This is a genomic window from Paracoccus sediminilitoris (assembly GCF_003259195.1).
GTDB lineage: Bacteria > Pseudomonadota > Alphaproteobacteria > Rhodobacterales > Rhodobacteraceae > Paracoccus > Paracoccus sediminilitoris.
In genome coordinates this window covers 29,987-45,012 of sequence record NZ_QJPK01000016.1, presented here as the reverse complement: position 1 = coordinate 45,012, position 15,026 = coordinate 29,987, and the positions used below count along the sequence as shown (strand labels likewise).

14 protein-coding genes are annotated in these 15,026 nt (G+C 66.1%); 6 read left to right on the top strand and 8 right to left on the bottom strand.

Annotation, left to right across the window (positions count from 1 at the left end; translation table 11 throughout):
• Positions 1 to 10 precede the first annotated feature (10 nt).
• Positions 11 to 1,039, top strand: coding sequence for a uroporphyrinogen decarboxylase (gene hemE / locus DKT70_RS12395; RefSeq protein WP_111559432.1), 1,029 nt, complete (start codon positions 11 to 13; stop codon positions 1,037 to 1,039).
• Here hemE and DKT70_RS12390 read toward each other — a convergent pair.
• From DKT70_RS12390 to DKT70_RS12365, 6 genes are all read right to left on the bottom strand, one after another.
• A complete protein-coding gene (locus tag DKT70_RS12390; protein WP_111559431.1) occupies positions 1,036 to 1,950 on the bottom strand; it encodes an SPOR domain-containing protein in 915 nt (304 codons plus the stop codon). The genes hemE and DKT70_RS12390 overlap by 4 nt on opposite strands.
• A 70-nt stretch (positions 1,951 to 2,020) precedes the next feature.
• Entirely contained in the window at positions 2,021 to 2,650 is a 630-nt protein-coding gene (upp, locus tag DKT70_RS12385) for a uracil phosphoribosyltransferase (RefSeq protein ID WP_199559588.1), read from the bottom strand.
• Positions 2,650 to 3,621, bottom strand: coding sequence for an adenosine deaminase (locus tag DKT70_RS12380; protein WP_111559430.1), 972 nt, complete (start codon positions 3,619 to 3,621; stop codon positions 2,650 to 2,652). The genes upp and DKT70_RS12380 overlap by 1 nt, the downstream gene beginning before the upstream one ends.
• Complete coding sequence (locus tag DKT70_RS12375) at positions 3,618 to 4,796, bottom strand: phosphopentomutase (RefSeq protein ID WP_111559429.1); 1,179 nt, start codon at positions 4,794 to 4,796, stop codon at positions 3,618 to 3,620. The genes DKT70_RS12380 and DKT70_RS12375 overlap by 4 nt, the downstream gene beginning before the upstream one ends.
• Positions 4,793 to 6,076: a thymidine phosphorylase gene (locus DKT70_RS12370; protein WP_111559428.1), complete on the bottom strand. Its 1,284-nt coding sequence runs from the start codon at positions 6,074 to 6,076 to the stop codon at positions 4,793 to 4,795. The genes DKT70_RS12375 and DKT70_RS12370 overlap by 4 nt, the downstream gene beginning before the upstream one ends.
• On the bottom strand, positions 6,073 to 6,468 hold the full coding sequence (locus DKT70_RS12365; protein ID WP_111559427.1) for a cytidine deaminase: 396 nt from the start codon (positions 6,466 to 6,468) through the stop codon (positions 6,073 to 6,075). Before DKT70_RS12365 ends, DKT70_RS12370 begins: the two co-directional genes overlap by 4 nt.
• Positions 6,469 to 6,629: 161 nt before the next feature.
• On the opposite strand from DKT70_RS12365, the gene DKT70_RS12360 reads away from it, so the two are divergent.
• Positions 6,630 to 8,909: an NADP-dependent malic enzyme gene (locus DKT70_RS12360; protein ID WP_111559426.1), complete on the top strand. Its 2,280-nt coding sequence runs from the start codon at positions 6,630 to 6,632 to the stop codon at positions 8,907 to 8,909.
• Between the two features lie 216 nt (positions 8,910 to 9,125).
• A complete protein-coding gene (locus tag DKT70_RS12355; protein WP_111559425.1) occupies positions 9,126 to 11,018 on the top strand; it encodes a propionyl-CoA synthetase in 1,893 nt (630 codons plus the stop codon).
• A 3-nt stretch (positions 11,019 to 11,021) separates the two neighbouring features.
• Here DKT70_RS12355 and aroA read toward each other — a convergent pair whose 3' ends face one another.
• Positions 11,022 to 12,353 (bottom strand): 3-phosphoshikimate 1-carboxyvinyltransferase, encoded by a 1,332-nt coding sequence (gene aroA, locus DKT70_RS12350; protein ID WP_111559424.1) that lies wholly within the window; start codon positions 12,351 to 12,353, stop codon positions 11,022 to 11,024.
• A 114-nt stretch (positions 12,354 to 12,467) separates the two neighbouring features.
• Between aroA and DKT70_RS12345 the strand changes: the two genes are divergently transcribed.
• Positions 12,468 to 13,199, top strand: coding sequence for a DNA alkylation repair protein (locus tag DKT70_RS12345; protein ID WP_111559423.1), 732 nt, complete (start codon positions 12,468 to 12,470; stop codon positions 13,197 to 13,199).
• Here the strand turns inward: DKT70_RS12345 and DKT70_RS12340 are convergent.
• Positions 13,187 to 13,687, bottom strand: a complete 501-nt coding sequence (locus DKT70_RS12340) for a hypothetical protein (RefSeq protein WP_233490554.1) — start codon at positions 13,685 to 13,687, stop codon at positions 13,187 to 13,189. The genes DKT70_RS12345 and DKT70_RS12340 overlap by 13 nt on opposite strands.
• Before the next feature lie 118 nt (positions 13,688 to 13,805).
• Between DKT70_RS12340 and moaA the strand changes: the two genes are divergently transcribed.
• Both moaA and DKT70_RS18055 read left to right on the top strand, forming a co-directional pair.
• Positions 13,806 to 14,813 carry a GTP 3',8-cyclase MoaA gene (gene moaA, locus DKT70_RS12335; RefSeq protein ID WP_111559422.1) on the top strand — a complete coding sequence of 336 codons (1,008 nt, stop codon included), beginning with the start codon at positions 13,806 to 13,808 and terminating at the stop codon, positions 14,811 to 14,813.
• Between the two features lie 64 nt (positions 14,814 to 14,877).
• A complete protein-coding gene (locus tag DKT70_RS18055; RefSeq protein ID WP_158530041.1) occupies positions 14,878 to 15,024 on the top strand; it encodes a hypothetical protein in 147 nt (48 codons plus the stop codon).
• The last annotated feature ends 2 nt before the right edge of the window (positions 15,025 to 15,026 follow it).

The following is a 15,026-nucleotide window of genomic DNA, read 5'->3' as shown; positions in this document are numbered from 1 at the left end:
AGGAGGCCATATGACCAAACTTCTGCTGCGCGCCCTGGCGGGCGAGACATTGCCCACCCCACCGATCTGGATGATGCGCCAAGCTGGCCGATACCTGCCGGAATATCGCGCAACGCGGGCCAAGGCGGGCGATTTCCTGTCGCTGTGCTACAACCCTGAACTGGCGGCCGAGGTGACCTTGCAGCCGATCCGTCGTTTCGGCTTCGACGCCTCGATCCTGTTTGCCGATATCCTGCTGGTACCGCAGGCGCTTGGGGCCGATCTGTGGTTCGTGACGGGCGAAGGGCCGCGGCTCTCCACAATCACCTCGGCGCAGGATTTCGCGCAGCTGAAATCGGCGGATCAGATCCACGAACGGCTGTCGCCCATCTATGAGACGGTGCGCATCCTGTCGCAGGAGCTGCCGCGGGAAACGACGCTGATCGGTTTTGCAGGCGCGCCTTGGACCGTGGCCACATACATGATCGCGGGACGTGGCACCAAGGATCAGGGTCCGGCCCATGCCTTCAAAGCCGCCGATCGCGAAACATTCAGCGCCTTGATCGATCTGATTACCGAGGCGACCATCCTCTATCTCTCGGCCCAGATCGAAGCCGGGGCCGAGGTCGTCAAGCTGTTCGACAGCTGGGCGGGCAGCCTCAATGGCCAGGATTTCGATGATTTCGCTCTGGCGCCCGCCAAGCGCATCATCTCTGCGCTGAAAGAACGCCACCCCGGCATTCCTGTCATCGCCTTCCCAAGAGAGGCGGGCGACCGCTATATCGGTTTCGCCAAGGCCACGGGCGCCGATTGCGTCGCGCTGGACAACTCTGTTTCGGCGGAATGGGCGGCGCAGAACGTGCAGGTCGATGGCTGCGTGCAGGGCAATCTGGCACCGGGCCACATGGTCACCGGTGGCCCCGAACTGGTCCACGAGGCGCAGCGGATCACCCGCTCGCTGCGGAACGGTCCGCATGTCTTCAACCTGGGCCATGGCATCACGCCCGACGCGGATCCAGACAATGTCGCCCGCATGATCGAGGCGGTTCGCACCGCCTAGCGCGGCATTGCCCCGGCATAGCCCGTGCGGCGCAGTTCGGCCAAGGCCTCGACCAGCTTCTGCCGGTCGGGGAAGGGTCCGGCCATGATGACCCGCATGCCCTTGTTCTTGTCGTTGATGCGTGATTGCGCCACGCGATAGCCGCGGGACGACAGGGCGCGCAACACGATCAGGGCATTTTCGCCGTCCTGAAATGCCCCCACCTGAATATAACGCGCCGAGGCCGGGATCATCTCGACCATCGGTTTCGGCGCGGCGGCGGGCGCGGGCCTGCGCGCCACAACGGCACTGACGGGGGCACTGACGGGGTTGGATGCCGGTTTCGCCGGCCGGGATTTTTCTGGGTCGGTCTTCGGCGCGGCTTTGGTGACGGGCGCAGCCGCCGTTGCCGTCTTGATCTTCATCCCCGGACACAGCCCCAATGCGGCACCCGGCGCGGCCTCATCCCCTGGTCTATACCCAAGGCGCGTGCAGAGATCATCGGCGGGCTTGATCGCCGCAGCCTCTCTGACGGCGGGCGCCACTTTTAGCGCATCCGTCAAGGTCGTCTGCAAGGGATCGGGATGACGGGCAGGTTCTGCCGGGCGGCGTGTTTCGGGCTGGGCGGGATCAGCGGCCCATTCGCCGGGGCGCAGCTGGTGGGTCAGCTGTTCCATCAGCAAGGTCTCGGCATCCGGTTCAGCCGGTGCGGCGGTTTGACGAACCTGCGCGATGCTGGGGGGAAAACCGCAAAGAGGCTGCCCTGCCCCATCGATGCGCGCAGACCAGCCCGCATCGTCGCGGCGAAAGACGCAGCCCGCGCCGTCGATATATTGTGTCCCCGTGAAATCACCCGGCGGCGGAGGGTTCGGCGCCGCCAGCGCCGACCCGCCCGTCATGATCAACGCCGCCACCCAATGTTCAAACCGCATCTGCCATCCACTTTCCGCTTTGGCCCCAGACTAGGGCCAAAGCGTGAAACGGCAGTTAACGGACGGTGGCTTATTTCGTCCCGAACATCCGGTCGCCGGCATCGCCCAGACCCGGCACGATATAGCCGTGATCGTCCAGCTTTTCGTCCAGAGAGGCGGTGAAGATCGGCACGTCGGGATGGGCTTCGCGCATGCGCTCGACGCCTTCCGGCGCGGCCAGCAGGCAGAGGAAACGCAGGTTCTTGGCGCCGCGCGCCTTCAGCATGTCGATCGCCGCGACCGAGGAATTGCCGGTGGCCAGCATCGGATCGACGACGATGGTCATGCGGGCGTCCAGTTCCTTGGGGACCTTGCAATAATATTCGACGGGCTTCAGCGTCTCGGGGTCGCGATAAAGACCCACGAAACCGACCCGCGCTCCGGGGATCAGTTCCAAGATCCCGTCCAACAAACCGTTCCCGGCCCGCAGGATCGAGATCAGCGCCAGCTTTTTGCCCTCCAGCGTGGGGGCCTCCATCTCGCACATGGGGGTTTGGATGGTCATGGTGGTCAGTTCCAGTTCCCGCGTGACCTCATAGGCCAGCAGCAGGCTGATCTCGCGCAGAAGGCGGCGGAAACCGGCGGTCGAGACCTGTTCCTGGCGCATGATCGACAGCTTGTGCTGGATCAGGGGGTGATCGACGACGGTCAGATGGGGCATCAGGCGAATTCCTTTTTCAGGCGGTCTTGGGTGGCGGTGTCGCAAAAGGCGGCTTCGGCGGCCCAGAGGTTGATCTGTCGGAACTCGGTATCGCCCCAGCCAAAGACCGATGCAAGCCGGTCGTATTCGTCGCGCATCGTGGTGTGGAAGAAGGGCGGATCATCGGTCGACACGGTCACCCGAACGCCCGCATCGGCCAACCGCACGATGGGATGCTTGTCCCACGACGGATAAACCCCAAGCGCGATGTTCGACCCCGGGCAGACTTCAAGCGTGATTTCCTGTTCGGCCAGATCGCGGACCAGCTGCGCATCCTCGATCGCCTGCACGCCGTGGCCGATGCGGGTGCAGCCTAGATCCAGCGCCTGTCGTACGCTGTCCGGCCCGCCCCATTCGCCCGCATGGCAGGTCAGACCCAGTCCCGCTTCGCGCGCGCAATCGAAGCTCCACGCGAAATCGGTGGCCTTGTGGACCTGTTCGGCCCCGCCCATGCCGAAACCGGTGATCCAGCCGCCGCCCGCGTCAAAGGCGGTTTCCGCCGCACAGAGCGCCGATAGCCGGGCATGGTCGGGGCCCATGTGGCGGATGGCCGTGATGATGCCACGGCTGTCGATGCCCATGGCGCGGCCCTTATGGGCCACCTCGGTCATGGCGGCCAGGTAATCGCGCCAAGCCGAAAGATCGCCCCCGCCGCAGAATTCGGGCGACACGAACAGCTCGGTATAGATGACGCCTTCTTCAGCGCAGCGTTCCAGCACCTCGGCCAGCAGCCGGGCATAGTCGCGGGGCGTCGTCAGGACGGCGGTCGCAGCCTCGTAGCAGCGCAGGAAACCCGGAAAATCATCATAGGCATAGGCGCCGCGTTCATCAAAGACGCCGCTCAGATCGGTGCGCTTTTCCTTGGCGACGGCGCGGATGAAGTCGGGCGGTGCCGCGCCCTCCAGATGCAGGTGCAGTTCGATCTTCTTCATAGGAAAGAGGTCCCGTGTTCGGGGGCCGCAAGCCCCAGATGTTCCATGACCGTGGCCCCGATGTCGGCAAAGCCCACCTGCCCCACCGACCGTGTCCCCGCCCCGTGAACCAGCACGGGCACGCGTTCGCGGGTGTGATCGGTGCCGCGCCATGTCGGGTCATTGCCGTGATCGGCGGTGAAGATTGCCAGATCGCCTGGCCCAAGCGTAGCCAAGAAGCGCCCGGCTACCGCGTCAAACCATTCCAACTGCGCGGCATACCCCTCGACGTCCCGGCGATGGCCGAAATTCGTGTCGAATTCGACGAAATTGGCGAAGGTCAGGCTGCCGTCCGCGGCCTCCCCCCCAAGACGGACCAGATGCTCGCCCAGATCCGCATCGGATTTGCCCTTGTGCAGATAAGCGATGCCGCGATGGCTGAAGATATCGCCGATCTTGCCGATGGCATGGGTGTCGCGTCCCGCCTCGGACGCGATGTCCAGAATGGTCTTCGCAGGCGGCGCGATGGCGAAATCTCGGCGGTTCGGTGTGCGCTGGAAGCTGCCCGGCTGTCCCAAGAAGGGACGCGCGATGACCCGTCCCACCCGCATCTTGTGCAGCATGGGCGCCAGTTCGCGGCAGAGGTCGATCAGGCGGTCCAGGCCAAAGACGTCCTCATGGGCCGCGATCTGCAGCACGCTGTCGACCGAAGTATAGCAGATCGGCCAGCCGGTCTGCAGATGCTCGTGGCCGAAATCGTCGATGACCTCTGTGCCCGATGCATGGCGATTGGCCAGGATGCCGCCCGTTCCCGCCAATTCACAGATGCGCGCTGTCACTTCAGGGGGGAAAGCCGGGGTGGTGTCGGGGAAATAATACCAATCCCAGGGCACGGGAACGCCCGCGATCTCCCAGTGGCCCGAGGGGGTGTCCTTGCCGCGCGACAGTTCGGTCGCGGCGCCCCACGCACCCTGCGGATCGACCATCAAGCCCGGCGCATCCTGCCCCGAGGCCAGCCGTACGGCGTGGCCCAGGCCAAGCCCCGCCAGATGCGGCATGCTCAGCGGGCGGGCCTGCGCGATATGGCCCACGGTATTGGCCCCGGTATCGGGCTGGCCGTCGTTGAAATACTGGTCGGCATCAGGGGCACCGCCGATGCCGACGCTGTCCATGACGATCAGGAAGGCGCGGGTCATGTGGTGATCCTTTCGCGGATCAGGGGGCCGGACTGGCCCTCCTCCCCAAGGTGATAAGCCGATTGCACGGCGGCGACGGCCACCTGCGCCGCGGTATCATCGGCGGCATGGACATAGGCCAGCGGTTGGTCCGGGCCGACCTGGTCGCCCAACTTCGCCATCCGGTCCAGACCGACGCGCGGATCGACCGGATCACCGGCGCGGACGCGGCCGCCCCCCAAGGCCACGACCGCGTGACCCAAGGCCGTCACGTCGATCCGGGCCACGCGACCAGTCGGTGTGGGAACGGCATGGATGACCGGCGCTGCGGCCAGATGCGCGCCGGGGCGTTCCATCAGGTCTGCGGGGCCACCCTGCGCGGCCACCATCCGGCCAAAGACTTCGGCGGCGGCACCGCTGTCCAGCGTGCCCTCCAGGCCCTCGGTCGATTGTCCGGCCAAGCGCAGGCATTCCGCGGCCAAGGCTAGCGTCAGGTCGCGCAGCGCACCTCTTTCGCCCTGCAGCACGCGGATCGCCTCTTGGACCTCCAGCGCGTTTCCGGCGCTGCGGGACAGCGGCTGGTCCATGTCGGTGATCAGGGCGGATGTAACGCAGCCTGCCCCGTTGGCCGTGTCGACCAGCGCCCGCGCCAGGCGCGGGGCGCTGTCGGGCTTTTTCATGATCGCCCCCGACCCTGCCTTGACGTCCAGCACCAGCGCATCCAGCCCCGCCGCCAGCTTTTTCGACAGGATCGACGCGGTGATCAGGTCGATCGATTCGACCGTCCCCGATTCGTCCCGGATCGCGTAAAGCCGCTTGTCGGCGGGCGCGACATCGCCGGTGGCCGACACGATGGCGCATCCGATCTGGCGCACGATGCGGGTAAAATCCTGCTGGCTCTGGTCGCAGAGAAAGCCCGGGATCGCCTCCAGCTTGTCCAGGGTGCCACCCGTATGGCCAAGGCCACGCCCCGACACCATCGGCACGAAAACGCCCCGCGCGGCCAGCAGCGGCGCCAGCACCAGGCTGACCGTGTCGCCGATGCCACCGGTCGAATGCTTGTCGACCACAGGCCCCGACAGGTCCCATTGCAGGACCTGTCCACTGTCGCGCATGGCGCGGGTCAGGGAGACGCGTCCCGCGGGCCCGACGCCCTTGGTCAGGACGGCCATGGCGAATGCCCCGGCCTGGGCGTCGCTGACCGAACCATCGGCCAGACCCTGGGCAATCAGGGCCGCACCCGGACCATCCAGACCCCGCCCATCGCGGATGGCGGCAATGACCGGACGTGGATCGGTCATGATGCGTTGGTCATGTGGCCGGCGTCGAAACGGCCCGGCAGCAGGTCGCCGACTGTGGTTTCCATCCGCCCGCCATCGGTGGTCGCCAAAAGGACGGGGGTATGGCCGTCGGCGAATTCGGCCAGTTTCTGCCGACAGCCGCCACAAGGGGGCACAGGGCTGGGGCTGTCGGCGATGACGGCGACTTCGGTCAGGCGGGTCTCTCCGGCGGCGACCATGGCGGCGATGGCGCCCGCCTCGGCGCAGGTGCCCTCGGGATAGGCGACGTTTTCGACGTTGCAGCCCGTATAGACCACCCCAGAGGCAGAACGGATCGCCGCCCCCACCTTGAAATTCGAATAAGGCGCATAGGCATTTTCGCGCACGTCGCGTGCAGCATCCAGCAATGACATCGGTCAGCCCCCTTGGTGTCGTCGGCCTCAATCTGCGCGTCCGCGCCGAACAGTGCAAGCGGACCCTCCTGCAGGCCCGTGCAAACGCGGTGCACAAGCCTGCTGTTCCCCGCCCACAATTTGGTTTAACGGTAAACCAATTCCGAAACCGGAGGGGCAGAATGGAAGACCGCAGGCAGGACAGCGCGCGCCAGGCAGCACTGGATTATCATGAATTTCCGCGACCCGGTAAGCTGGAGATCCGCGCCACCAAGCCGATGGCGAACGGCCGCGACCTGGCCCGCGCCTATTCCCCCGGCGTGGCCGAAGCCTGCCTCGAGATCAAGGCCGACCCTTCGACCGCGGCGCGTTACACCACCAAGGGCAACCTTGTGGCGGTCATCTCGAACGGGACGGCGGTGCTGGGCCTGGGCAATATCGGGGCGCTGGCATCCAAGCCGGTGATGGAGGGCAAGGCCGTCCTCTTCAAGAAATTTGCCGATATCGACTGTTTCGACATCGAGGTGAACGAACCCGACCCTGTCAAGCTGGCCGAGATCGTCTGCGCGCTGGAACCGACCTTCGGCGCCGTGAACCTGGAAGACATCAAGGCCCCCGATTGCTTTGTCGTCGAAAAGCTGTGCCGCGAGCGGATGAACATCCCCGTCTTCCATGACGACCAGCACGGCACGGCCATCGTCGTGGGCGCCGCCGCCACCAACGCGCTGCGCATCGCCGGAAAGCGGTTCGAGGACATCAAGATCGTCTCGACCGGCGGCGGGGCCGCTGGCATCGCCTGCCTGGACATGCTGCTGAAGCTGGGCGTGCGTCGCGAGAACGTGTGGCTTTGCGACATCCACGGCCTGGTCTTCGAAGGCCGGACCGAGGACATGAACCCGCAAAAGGCCGCCTATGCCCAGGCCTCCGACAAGCGCGCCCTGACCGAGGTGATCGACGGCGCCGACCTGTTCCTGGGCCTGTCGGGTCCGGGCGTCCTGGCGCCGGACATGGTCGCCCGCATGGCCGACCGCCCGATCATCTTCGCCCTGGCGAACCCCAATCCCGAAATCGACCCCGATGCCGCCCGCGCCGTCAAGCCCGACGCGATCATCGCCACGGGGCGCAGCGATTACCCCAACCAGGTCAACAACGTCCTGTGCTTTCCCTTCATCTTCCGCGGGGCGCTGGATGTCGGCGCGACGACCATCAACGACGAGATGAAGATCGCCTGCATCGAAGGCATCGCGGCCCTGGCGCGCGCGACCACCGCCGCCGAAGCCGCCGCCGCCTATCGCGGTGAGACCCTGACCTTCGGCCCAGAATACCTGATCCCGAAACCGTTCGATCCGCGTCTGGTCGGCGTCGTCAGCAGCGCGGTCGCCAAGGCCGCGATGGAGACGGGCGTCGCCGCGCGTCCGCTGGAGGACCTCGAGGCCTACAAGCTGAAACTGGACGGTTCGGTCTTCAAATCCGCGCTGATCATGCGCCCCGTCTTCGAGGCCGCCGCCACCACCGAACGCCGCATCGTCTTTGCCGAGGGCGAGGATGAGCGCGTCCTGCGCGCAGCGAACGCCATGCTGGAGGAAACGACCGACGTCCCGATCCTGATCGGCCGTCCCGACGTCATCGCCATGCGCGCCGAACGCGCGGGCCTGCCGATCCGCCCCGATATCGACTTCCAGATCGTGAACCCCGAAAACGACCCGCGCTATCGCGATTACTGGGAAACCTATCACGGCCTGATGGCGCGGCGCGGCGTCAGCCCCGATATCGCGCGCGCGATCATGCGCACCAACACCACCGCCATCGGCGCGGTCATGGTGCATCGCAACGAAGCCGACAGCCTGATCTGCGGCACATTCGGGCAATACAGCTGGCATCTGGACTATGTCCGCCAGATCCTGGCCCGCGACGGCCTGCATCCGGTGGGTGCGCTGTCGATGATCATCCTGGAAGAAGGGCCGCTGTTCATTGCCGACACGCAATGCCACAACGACCCCACGCCCCATCAGGTGATGGAGGCCGTGATGGGCGCCGCCCGCCATGTCCGCCGCTTTGGCCTGGCCCCCAAGATCGCGCTGTGCAGCCATTCGCAGTTCGGCAATACCGACAGTGCCTCGGGGCGCAAGATGCGCGAGGCGCTGGAGCTGCTGGACGCGCATGAACCTGATTTCATGTATGATGGGGAAATGCATGTCGACGCGGCGCTGGACCCCGAATTGCGCGAACGGATCTTCCCGAACTCGCGTCTGGAAGGCGTGGCAAACGTGCTGATCTTTGCGGGCACCGATGCGGCCTCGGGCGTCAGGAACGCGCTGAAGATGCGCGCGGGCGGCCTCGAGGTCGGTCCGATCCTGATGGGCATGGGCAACCGCGCCCATATCGTGACGCCTTCGATCACCACGCGCGGCCTCTTGAATATGAGCGTTCTGGCCGGCACGCCGGTCACCCATTACGGCTGAGCCATGACGGGCGCGCGAACGCGATTCGCGCGCCCGGCTTTGCAAACCGTTCCGCCCGGCAAAGCCGATCCCCCTTGAAATCGACGGTTTGCAAAACCCCGCCTGCCCTGCGGAACGTATTTTGCAGAACAGCGCCCCTGCCACGCGCTAACTGGCTTGCTTGCACCCCCCCGATCCGCGCAACACTGCGGCTGCGCGTGTCGAGGGAGGGGAAACATGGCTTATCGGGACATCTATTCACAGTGGCAAACGGACCCCGAGGGGTTCTGGATGACCGCAAGCCGTGCCATCGACTGGACCCGCAGCCCAAGCCGCGCCTTCTTCGACCAGGGACCCGTGGGCGAGTGGTTCGCGGACGGGATGGTCAACACCTGCTGGAATGCCATCGACCGCCACGTCGCGGCGGGCCATGGCGACCGGATCGCAGTCATCCACGACAGCGCAATGACCGGTCAGGTCGCCCGAATGACCTATGCCGAGCTGCAGGATCGGGTCGCGCGGCTGGCGGGCGTTCTGGCGGCGCATGGCGTGGGCGTGGGCGACCGTGTCATCATCTATATGCCGATGATCCCCGAGGCGCTGCAGGCGATGCTGGCCTGCGCGCGGATCGGGGCCATCCATTCGGTGGTCTTCGGCGGCTTTGCCGCGCATGAACTGGCGGTCCGGATCGACGACGCGCAACCGAAGGCCATCCTTGCCGCCTCCTGCGGGCTGGAGCCGAACCGCACCGTCCCCTACAAGCCGCTGCTGAACAAGGCCCTGGACGAGGCGCGCCACAAGCCAGGTCTGTGCCTGGTCCATCAGCGCCCGGAATGCACCGCCGACATGACGCCCGGACGCGACCTGGACTGGGACGACGCCGTGGCATCGGCCACGCCCGTCGATTGCGTGCCGGTCGCGGGCAATCATCCGGCCTATATCCTCTATACCTCGGGGACGACGGGTCAGCCCAAGGGCGTCGTGCGCCATACCGCGGGGCATCTGGTCGCCCTGGCCTGGAGCGTGCCGCAGATCTATGACATCGGGCCGGGGGACGTGTTCTTCGTCGCATCGGATGTGGGCTGGGTCGTGGGACACAGCTATATCGTCTATGGGCCGCTGATCGCGGGGGCGACGACCGTCATCTTCGAGGGCAAGCCCGTCGGCACCCCCGATGCAGGCACGTTCTGGCGCATCGTCGCCGATCACAAGGTCAAAAGCTTTTTCACCGCGCCGACCGCCATCCGCGCCGTCAAGCGTGACGATCCACAAGGGGGGCTGATCGGCAACTATGATCTTTCCAACCTTCGGGCGCTGTTCCTGGCGGGGGAACGGGCCGATCCCGACACCATCACCTGGGCCGAACAGCATCTGAAGGTTCCCGTCATCGACCACTGGTGGCAGACCGAAACCGGCTGGCCCATTGCCGCCAACCCGCTTGGGGCCGGGCTGCTGCCGGTGCGCAAGGGCAGTCCCTCGGTTCCCATGCCTGGCTATGCGGTGCATGTCCTGGACGAGGCCGGCTACCCGGTGGCACCGGGCACGCTTGGCGCCATCGCGCTGAAGCTGCCGCTGCCCCCCGGCACGCTGCCGACGCTGTGGAACGCCGAAGACCGTTTCCGCAAGTCCTATCTGGACCATTTCCCCGGCTTTTACGAAACCGGTGACGCGGGCTTTGTCGACGATGACGGCTATGTCTTCATCATGGCGCGCACCGATGACGTCATCAACGTCGCCGGACACCGGCTGTCCACCGGCGCGATGGAGGAGGTCCTGTCCGCGCATCCCGCCGTCGCCGAATGCGCCGTCATCGGCGTTGCCGACAGACTGAAGGGGCAGGCACCCGTGGGTCTGTTATGTCTGAAAAAGGGCGTGACCGCGACATCGCAGCAGGTCACGACCGAGGTGGTCGCCATGGTTCGCGACCGGATCGGCCCGGTGGCGGCCTTCAAGACGGCCTGCGTCGTCGATCGCCTGCCCAAGACCCGTTCCGGCAAGATCCTGCGCGCGACCATGGCCAAGATCGCCGATGGGGAAGAGGTCAAGACCCCTGCCACCATCGACGATCCCGCCATCCTGGACGAGATCAGGACCGCATTGGCAGGCGTCGGCTATCCCTGCGAACGCTAGGGATCAGTCGATCTGCGCACCAAGCCGGGTCATCAGCGGCACGAAATCGGGGAAGGACGTGGTGATCGGGTTGCCGTCGTCGATCTGCACCGGGTTTTCGGTCGCAAGGCCCAGCACCATGAAGGACATGGCGATGCGGTGGTCCAGATGGGTGACGGCCTGACCGCCGCCCGCCACCGATGCCGCGCCATGGACGGTCATGCTGTCCTGGGTTTCCTCGACGGTGACGCCGTTCGCCTCCAGCCCGCGGGCCATGGCATCGATGCGGTCGCTTTCCTTGACGCGCAGTTCGGCGACGCCGTTCATGACCGTCTTGCCTTGGGCAAAGGACGCGATGACCGACAGGATCGGGAATTCGTCGATCATGCTGGCGGCGCGTTCGGCAGGGACCGACACGCCCTTCAGGGGCCCATGGCGGACGACCAGATCGGCGACGGGCTCGCCGCCTTCCTCACGCGGGTTTTCGAAGGCGATGTCGGCGCCCATCTCCAGCAGCGTGACATAGAGGCCGTCGCGCGTGGGATTGCGGCTGACGCCCGGCACGCGGATATGGCTGCCCGGCACGATCAGCGCCGCCGCGACCGGGAAGGCCGCGCTGGAGGGGTCGCGGGGCACCGCCACGGGCTGGGCGCGCAGTTCGGGGCGGCCCTTCAGCGTGATCCTGTGGCCCTCATCGGTGGTCTCGGACCGGATCTCGGCGCCGAAACCTGCCAGCATCCGTTCGGAATGGTCGCGGGTCGGTTCGGATTCGATGACAACCGTGTCGCCCGGCACGTTCAGACCCGCCAGCAGGATCGCCGATTTGATCTGCGCGCTGGCGACCGGCGTGCGATAGGTCAGCGGCACGGGGTCGGCGGCCCCTTCGATGGTGATGGGCAGGCGGTCACCCTCGCGGGCGGTGATCCGTGCGCCCAGCTGCGCCAAGGGCACCGTCACCCGCGCCATGGGGCGGCGCGACAGGCTGGCATCGCCCGTGAAGGTGGCGGTGATGTCAGTCGTGGCCATCGCCCCCATGATCAGCCGCACGCCGGTGCCGGAATTGCCGCAATCGATCACCCCTTCGGGCGACCGGAAACCGCCGACGCCGACGCCGTGGACGCTCCAGTCGCCGGGACCATGCTGGGTCACCTCGGCGCCGAAGGCGCGCATGGCCTTGGCGGTGTCCAGCACGTCCTCGCCCTCCAGAAGGCCGGTGATGCGCGTTTCGCCCACGGCCAGGGCCCCCAGGATCAGCGCGCGGTGGCTGATCGACTTGTCACCGGGCACCGTCGCTTCGCCCGTCAGGGGGCCGCTGCGGCGAGAGGTCATCGGACGGGCTGGGGCGGAATGCGACATGGGTTACCTCGTGATTTTGCGGGCCTTTTACCGCGCCGCCAGCCCCGCTTCCACCATCTTCTTGAGGCTTGGCCCGCACGCGCCTAGAAGGAGGGCGGAAAACAGGAGAATTTCATGCAGGAACTGGACCAGCTTCGCGCCTTGGCCAATCCCGAACTGGCCGAACGCAACGCCGCGCGTCACAAGACCGGCCGCCAGACGCTTGGCCTGACCCCTGCCCAGATCGAGACCGCCGTTGCCGGCTGGCGCGACAATCTGGACATCGACGGCCGCGTCGCCCTGGCCCGCGCCCTGTGGGACAGCGACATCCACGAGGCCCGCCTGGCCGCCGCCCGCCTGCTGGTGCAGGCGCGCATCCGTCCCGACGATGCCGTCTGGGACACCATCCGCGAATGGGCGCCGGGCATGGACGGCCCCGAGATCGCCGATGCGGTGATGGTCGCAGGCGCCAAGCGTCTTGTCGCCGACCCAGCCCGGATCGAGGACATGCTGGACTGGGCGCAGTCCCCGAACCCGTTCATGCGCCGTGCGGCGCTGATGGGCACCCTACCTTGGGCCAAGATGAACAACCCAAAGCCCGCCGATCTGGAGATCCGCGAACGCGTGCTGGACTGGGCGGCGCATCTGGCTGATGACGGCAACGGCGCCGTGCGCCAGGCGGTCGACACCTGGCTGCGGGACCTGGCCAAGCGCGCCCCCGAACGTGTCGCCGAATGGCGCAAGGATCGCGAAGCCGCGATCGCACAGGCGCAAGCGCAGGTTCAGGCGCAGAAATCAGATGACGCCGATGCGCCGGATGCCGCCGGGCCCGCCGAAACGGACCCGACCAGCGATCAGGATTTGTAGACGTCCAACGTCGGCAGATCGGTCAGCGAAATGCCCAGCAATTGCAGCGCAGGCAGGGAAACCTGGCTGCCGCTTCCGCCACTGGTCAGCGGGATCAACTCGACCTTGGCGGATTTGCCGTTGGCCGGGTTCACGATGCGCCCCATCGCCCGCGTCTTGACCAGCGGCGTCTTGATCCAGAAGCCCCCTTCGGACGGATTGCCAAGCGACCCGACGGTCGATCCCAGCTTGGTCTCGGTGCTGGCCTCGGGCGCCTTGGCGGCCGCCTCGCGCTGTTCCTGGGTGGTGGTATCCAGTTGCGCCGGGGTGGCGCGGGCGGCCGGACGCGGCGCGGGCGCGCGGGTGATGGCGGTCGCCGCCGCCACCTGTTCGGCAGTCACCGTCTTGGTCGGCTGGATATCCGGACGGGTTTCGGTCTTGGTCATCTGGCTGCATCCGGCCAGTGCCAGCCCCAGTCCCATCGTCACGGCAAGGGGTGTCATGCGCATCGGCGTCTCCTGCGATTATCTGTTGGCGCAGTTTAGGCACGACAAAAACGAAAGGTCCACTGGCAGTCCCGTGATCCTGCCCATTGTGAGCGGCACCCGGCATGCCTAGATTGCAACCATGGAAACGCACGCCCCCCTGATCGACCCCTTCGCCCGCCCCATCAACTACCTGCGGGTCTCGGTCACCGACCGTTGCGATTTCCGCTGCGTCTATTGCATGGCCGAGCATATGCAGTTCCTGCCCAAGGCCGAATTGCTGACGCTGGAGGAACTGGACCGCCTTTGCACGGCCTTTGTGGGCCTTGGCGTGCGCAAGCTGCGCATAACCGGCGGCGAACCGCTGGTCCGCCGTGGCATCATGGGTTTCTTCCGCAACGTGTCGCGCCATCTGGGCCACGGTCTGGACGAACTGACCCTCACCACCAATGGCAGCCAGCTGGCCCGCCACGCGGCCGAACTGTACGAATGCGGCGTTCGCCGGGTGAACGTGTCGCTGGACACGCTGGACCACGAAAAATTCGCCCAGATCACCCGGTGGGGACGCCTGCAACAGGTGCTGGACGGTATCAGGGCGGCACAGGACGCGGGCCTGCAGGTCAAGATCAACGCTGTCGCCCTGAAGGGCTTCAACGATGTCGAACTGTTCCGGCTGGTGGAATGGTGCGGCGCGGAGGGCCACGACCTGACCTTCATCGAGGTGATGCCCATGGGCGATCTGGGCAACGAGGATCGGCTGGACCAGTATTGGCCGCTGTCTGACCTGCGCACCCAGCTGGCCGAACGTTTCACCCTGCTGGATCTGGCCGAACGCACCGGCGGCCCCGCACGCTATGTCAAGCTGGCCGAAACCGGGCAGAAGATCGGCTTCATCACGCCGATGACCCATAATTTCTGCGAAAGCTGCAACCGGGTGCGCGTGACCTGCACGGGCGAATTGTACATGTGCCTGGGTCAGGAAGACCGCGCCGACCTGCGCGCCCCCTTGAGGGCGCATTCGGACGACACCGTCCTGCGCCAGGAAATCCGCGACGCCATCGCGCGCAAGCCCAAGGGCCATGATTTCGACTATTCCCGCCAGAAGGTCGAAGGTCAGATGACCCGCCACATGAGCCATACGGGCGGATAAGCCTACTAGCTATTTATTAACGAAGCGTTAATCTTTCAGACTGTAGATGTTGAAAGGTTGCTTCGTGACAATGTTTTATCTGGCCGCAGTCGTGGCCGCGCTGGTCGTCCCGCAAAACGCCACCGCCCATGGTGGAGGGTGCCGCAAAAGCTCTCCTCCGGGGCAATGTTGCCACATGGACAATGCTCGCGGAACGGTCCACTGTCACTGACT

Excerpts from the sequence above, each read along its gene's own strand:
- upp (WP_199559588.1), bottom strand. The coding sequence starts at position 2,650 with ATGCCCCATCTGACCGTCGTCGATCACCCCCTGATCCAGCACAAGCTG.
- DKT70_RS12360 (WP_111559426.1), top strand. The coding sequence starts at position 6,630 with ATGGAAGACCGCAGGCAGGACAGCGCGCGCCAGGCAGCACTGGATTAT.
- hemE (WP_111559432.1), top strand. The coding sequence starts at position 11 with ATGACCAAACTTCTGCTGCGCGCCCTGGCGGGCGAGACATTGCCCACC.
- moaA (WP_111559422.1), top strand. The coding sequence starts at position 13,806 with ATGGAAACGCACGCCCCCCTGATCGACCCCTTCGCCCGCCCCATCAAC.
- aroA (WP_111559424.1), bottom strand. The coding sequence starts at position 12,353 with ATGTCGCATTCCGCCCCAGCCCGTCCGATGACCTCTCGCCGCAGCGGC.
- DKT70_RS12365 (WP_111559427.1), bottom strand. The coding sequence starts at position 6,468 with ATGTCATTGCTGGATGCTGCACGCGACGTGCGCGAAAATGCCTATGCG.
- DKT70_RS12370 (WP_111559428.1), bottom strand. The coding sequence starts at position 6,076 with ATGACCGATCCACGTCCGGTCATTGCCGCCATCCGCGATGGGCGGGGT.
- DKT70_RS12355 (WP_111559425.1), top strand. The coding sequence starts at position 9,126 with ATGGCTTATCGGGACATCTATTCACAGTGGCAAACGGACCCCGAGGGG.
- DKT70_RS12345 (WP_111559423.1), top strand. The coding sequence starts at position 12,468 with ATGCAGGAACTGGACCAGCTTCGCGCCTTGGCCAATCCCGAACTGGCC.
- DKT70_RS12375 (WP_111559429.1), bottom strand. The coding sequence starts at position 4,796 with ATGACCCGCGCCTTCCTGATCGTCATGGACAGCGTCGGCATCGGCGGT.
- DKT70_RS12380 (WP_111559430.1), bottom strand. The coding sequence starts at position 3,621 with ATGAAGAAGATCGAACTGCACCTGCATCTGGAGGGCGCGGCACCGCCC.
- DKT70_RS12390 (WP_111559431.1), bottom strand. The coding sequence starts at position 1,950 with ATGCGGTTTGAACATTGGGTGGCGGCGTTGATCATGACGGGCGGGTCG.
- DKT70_RS12340 (WP_233490554.1), bottom strand. The coding sequence starts at position 13,687 with ATGCGCATGACACCCCTTGCCGTGACGATGGGACTGGGGCTGGCACTG.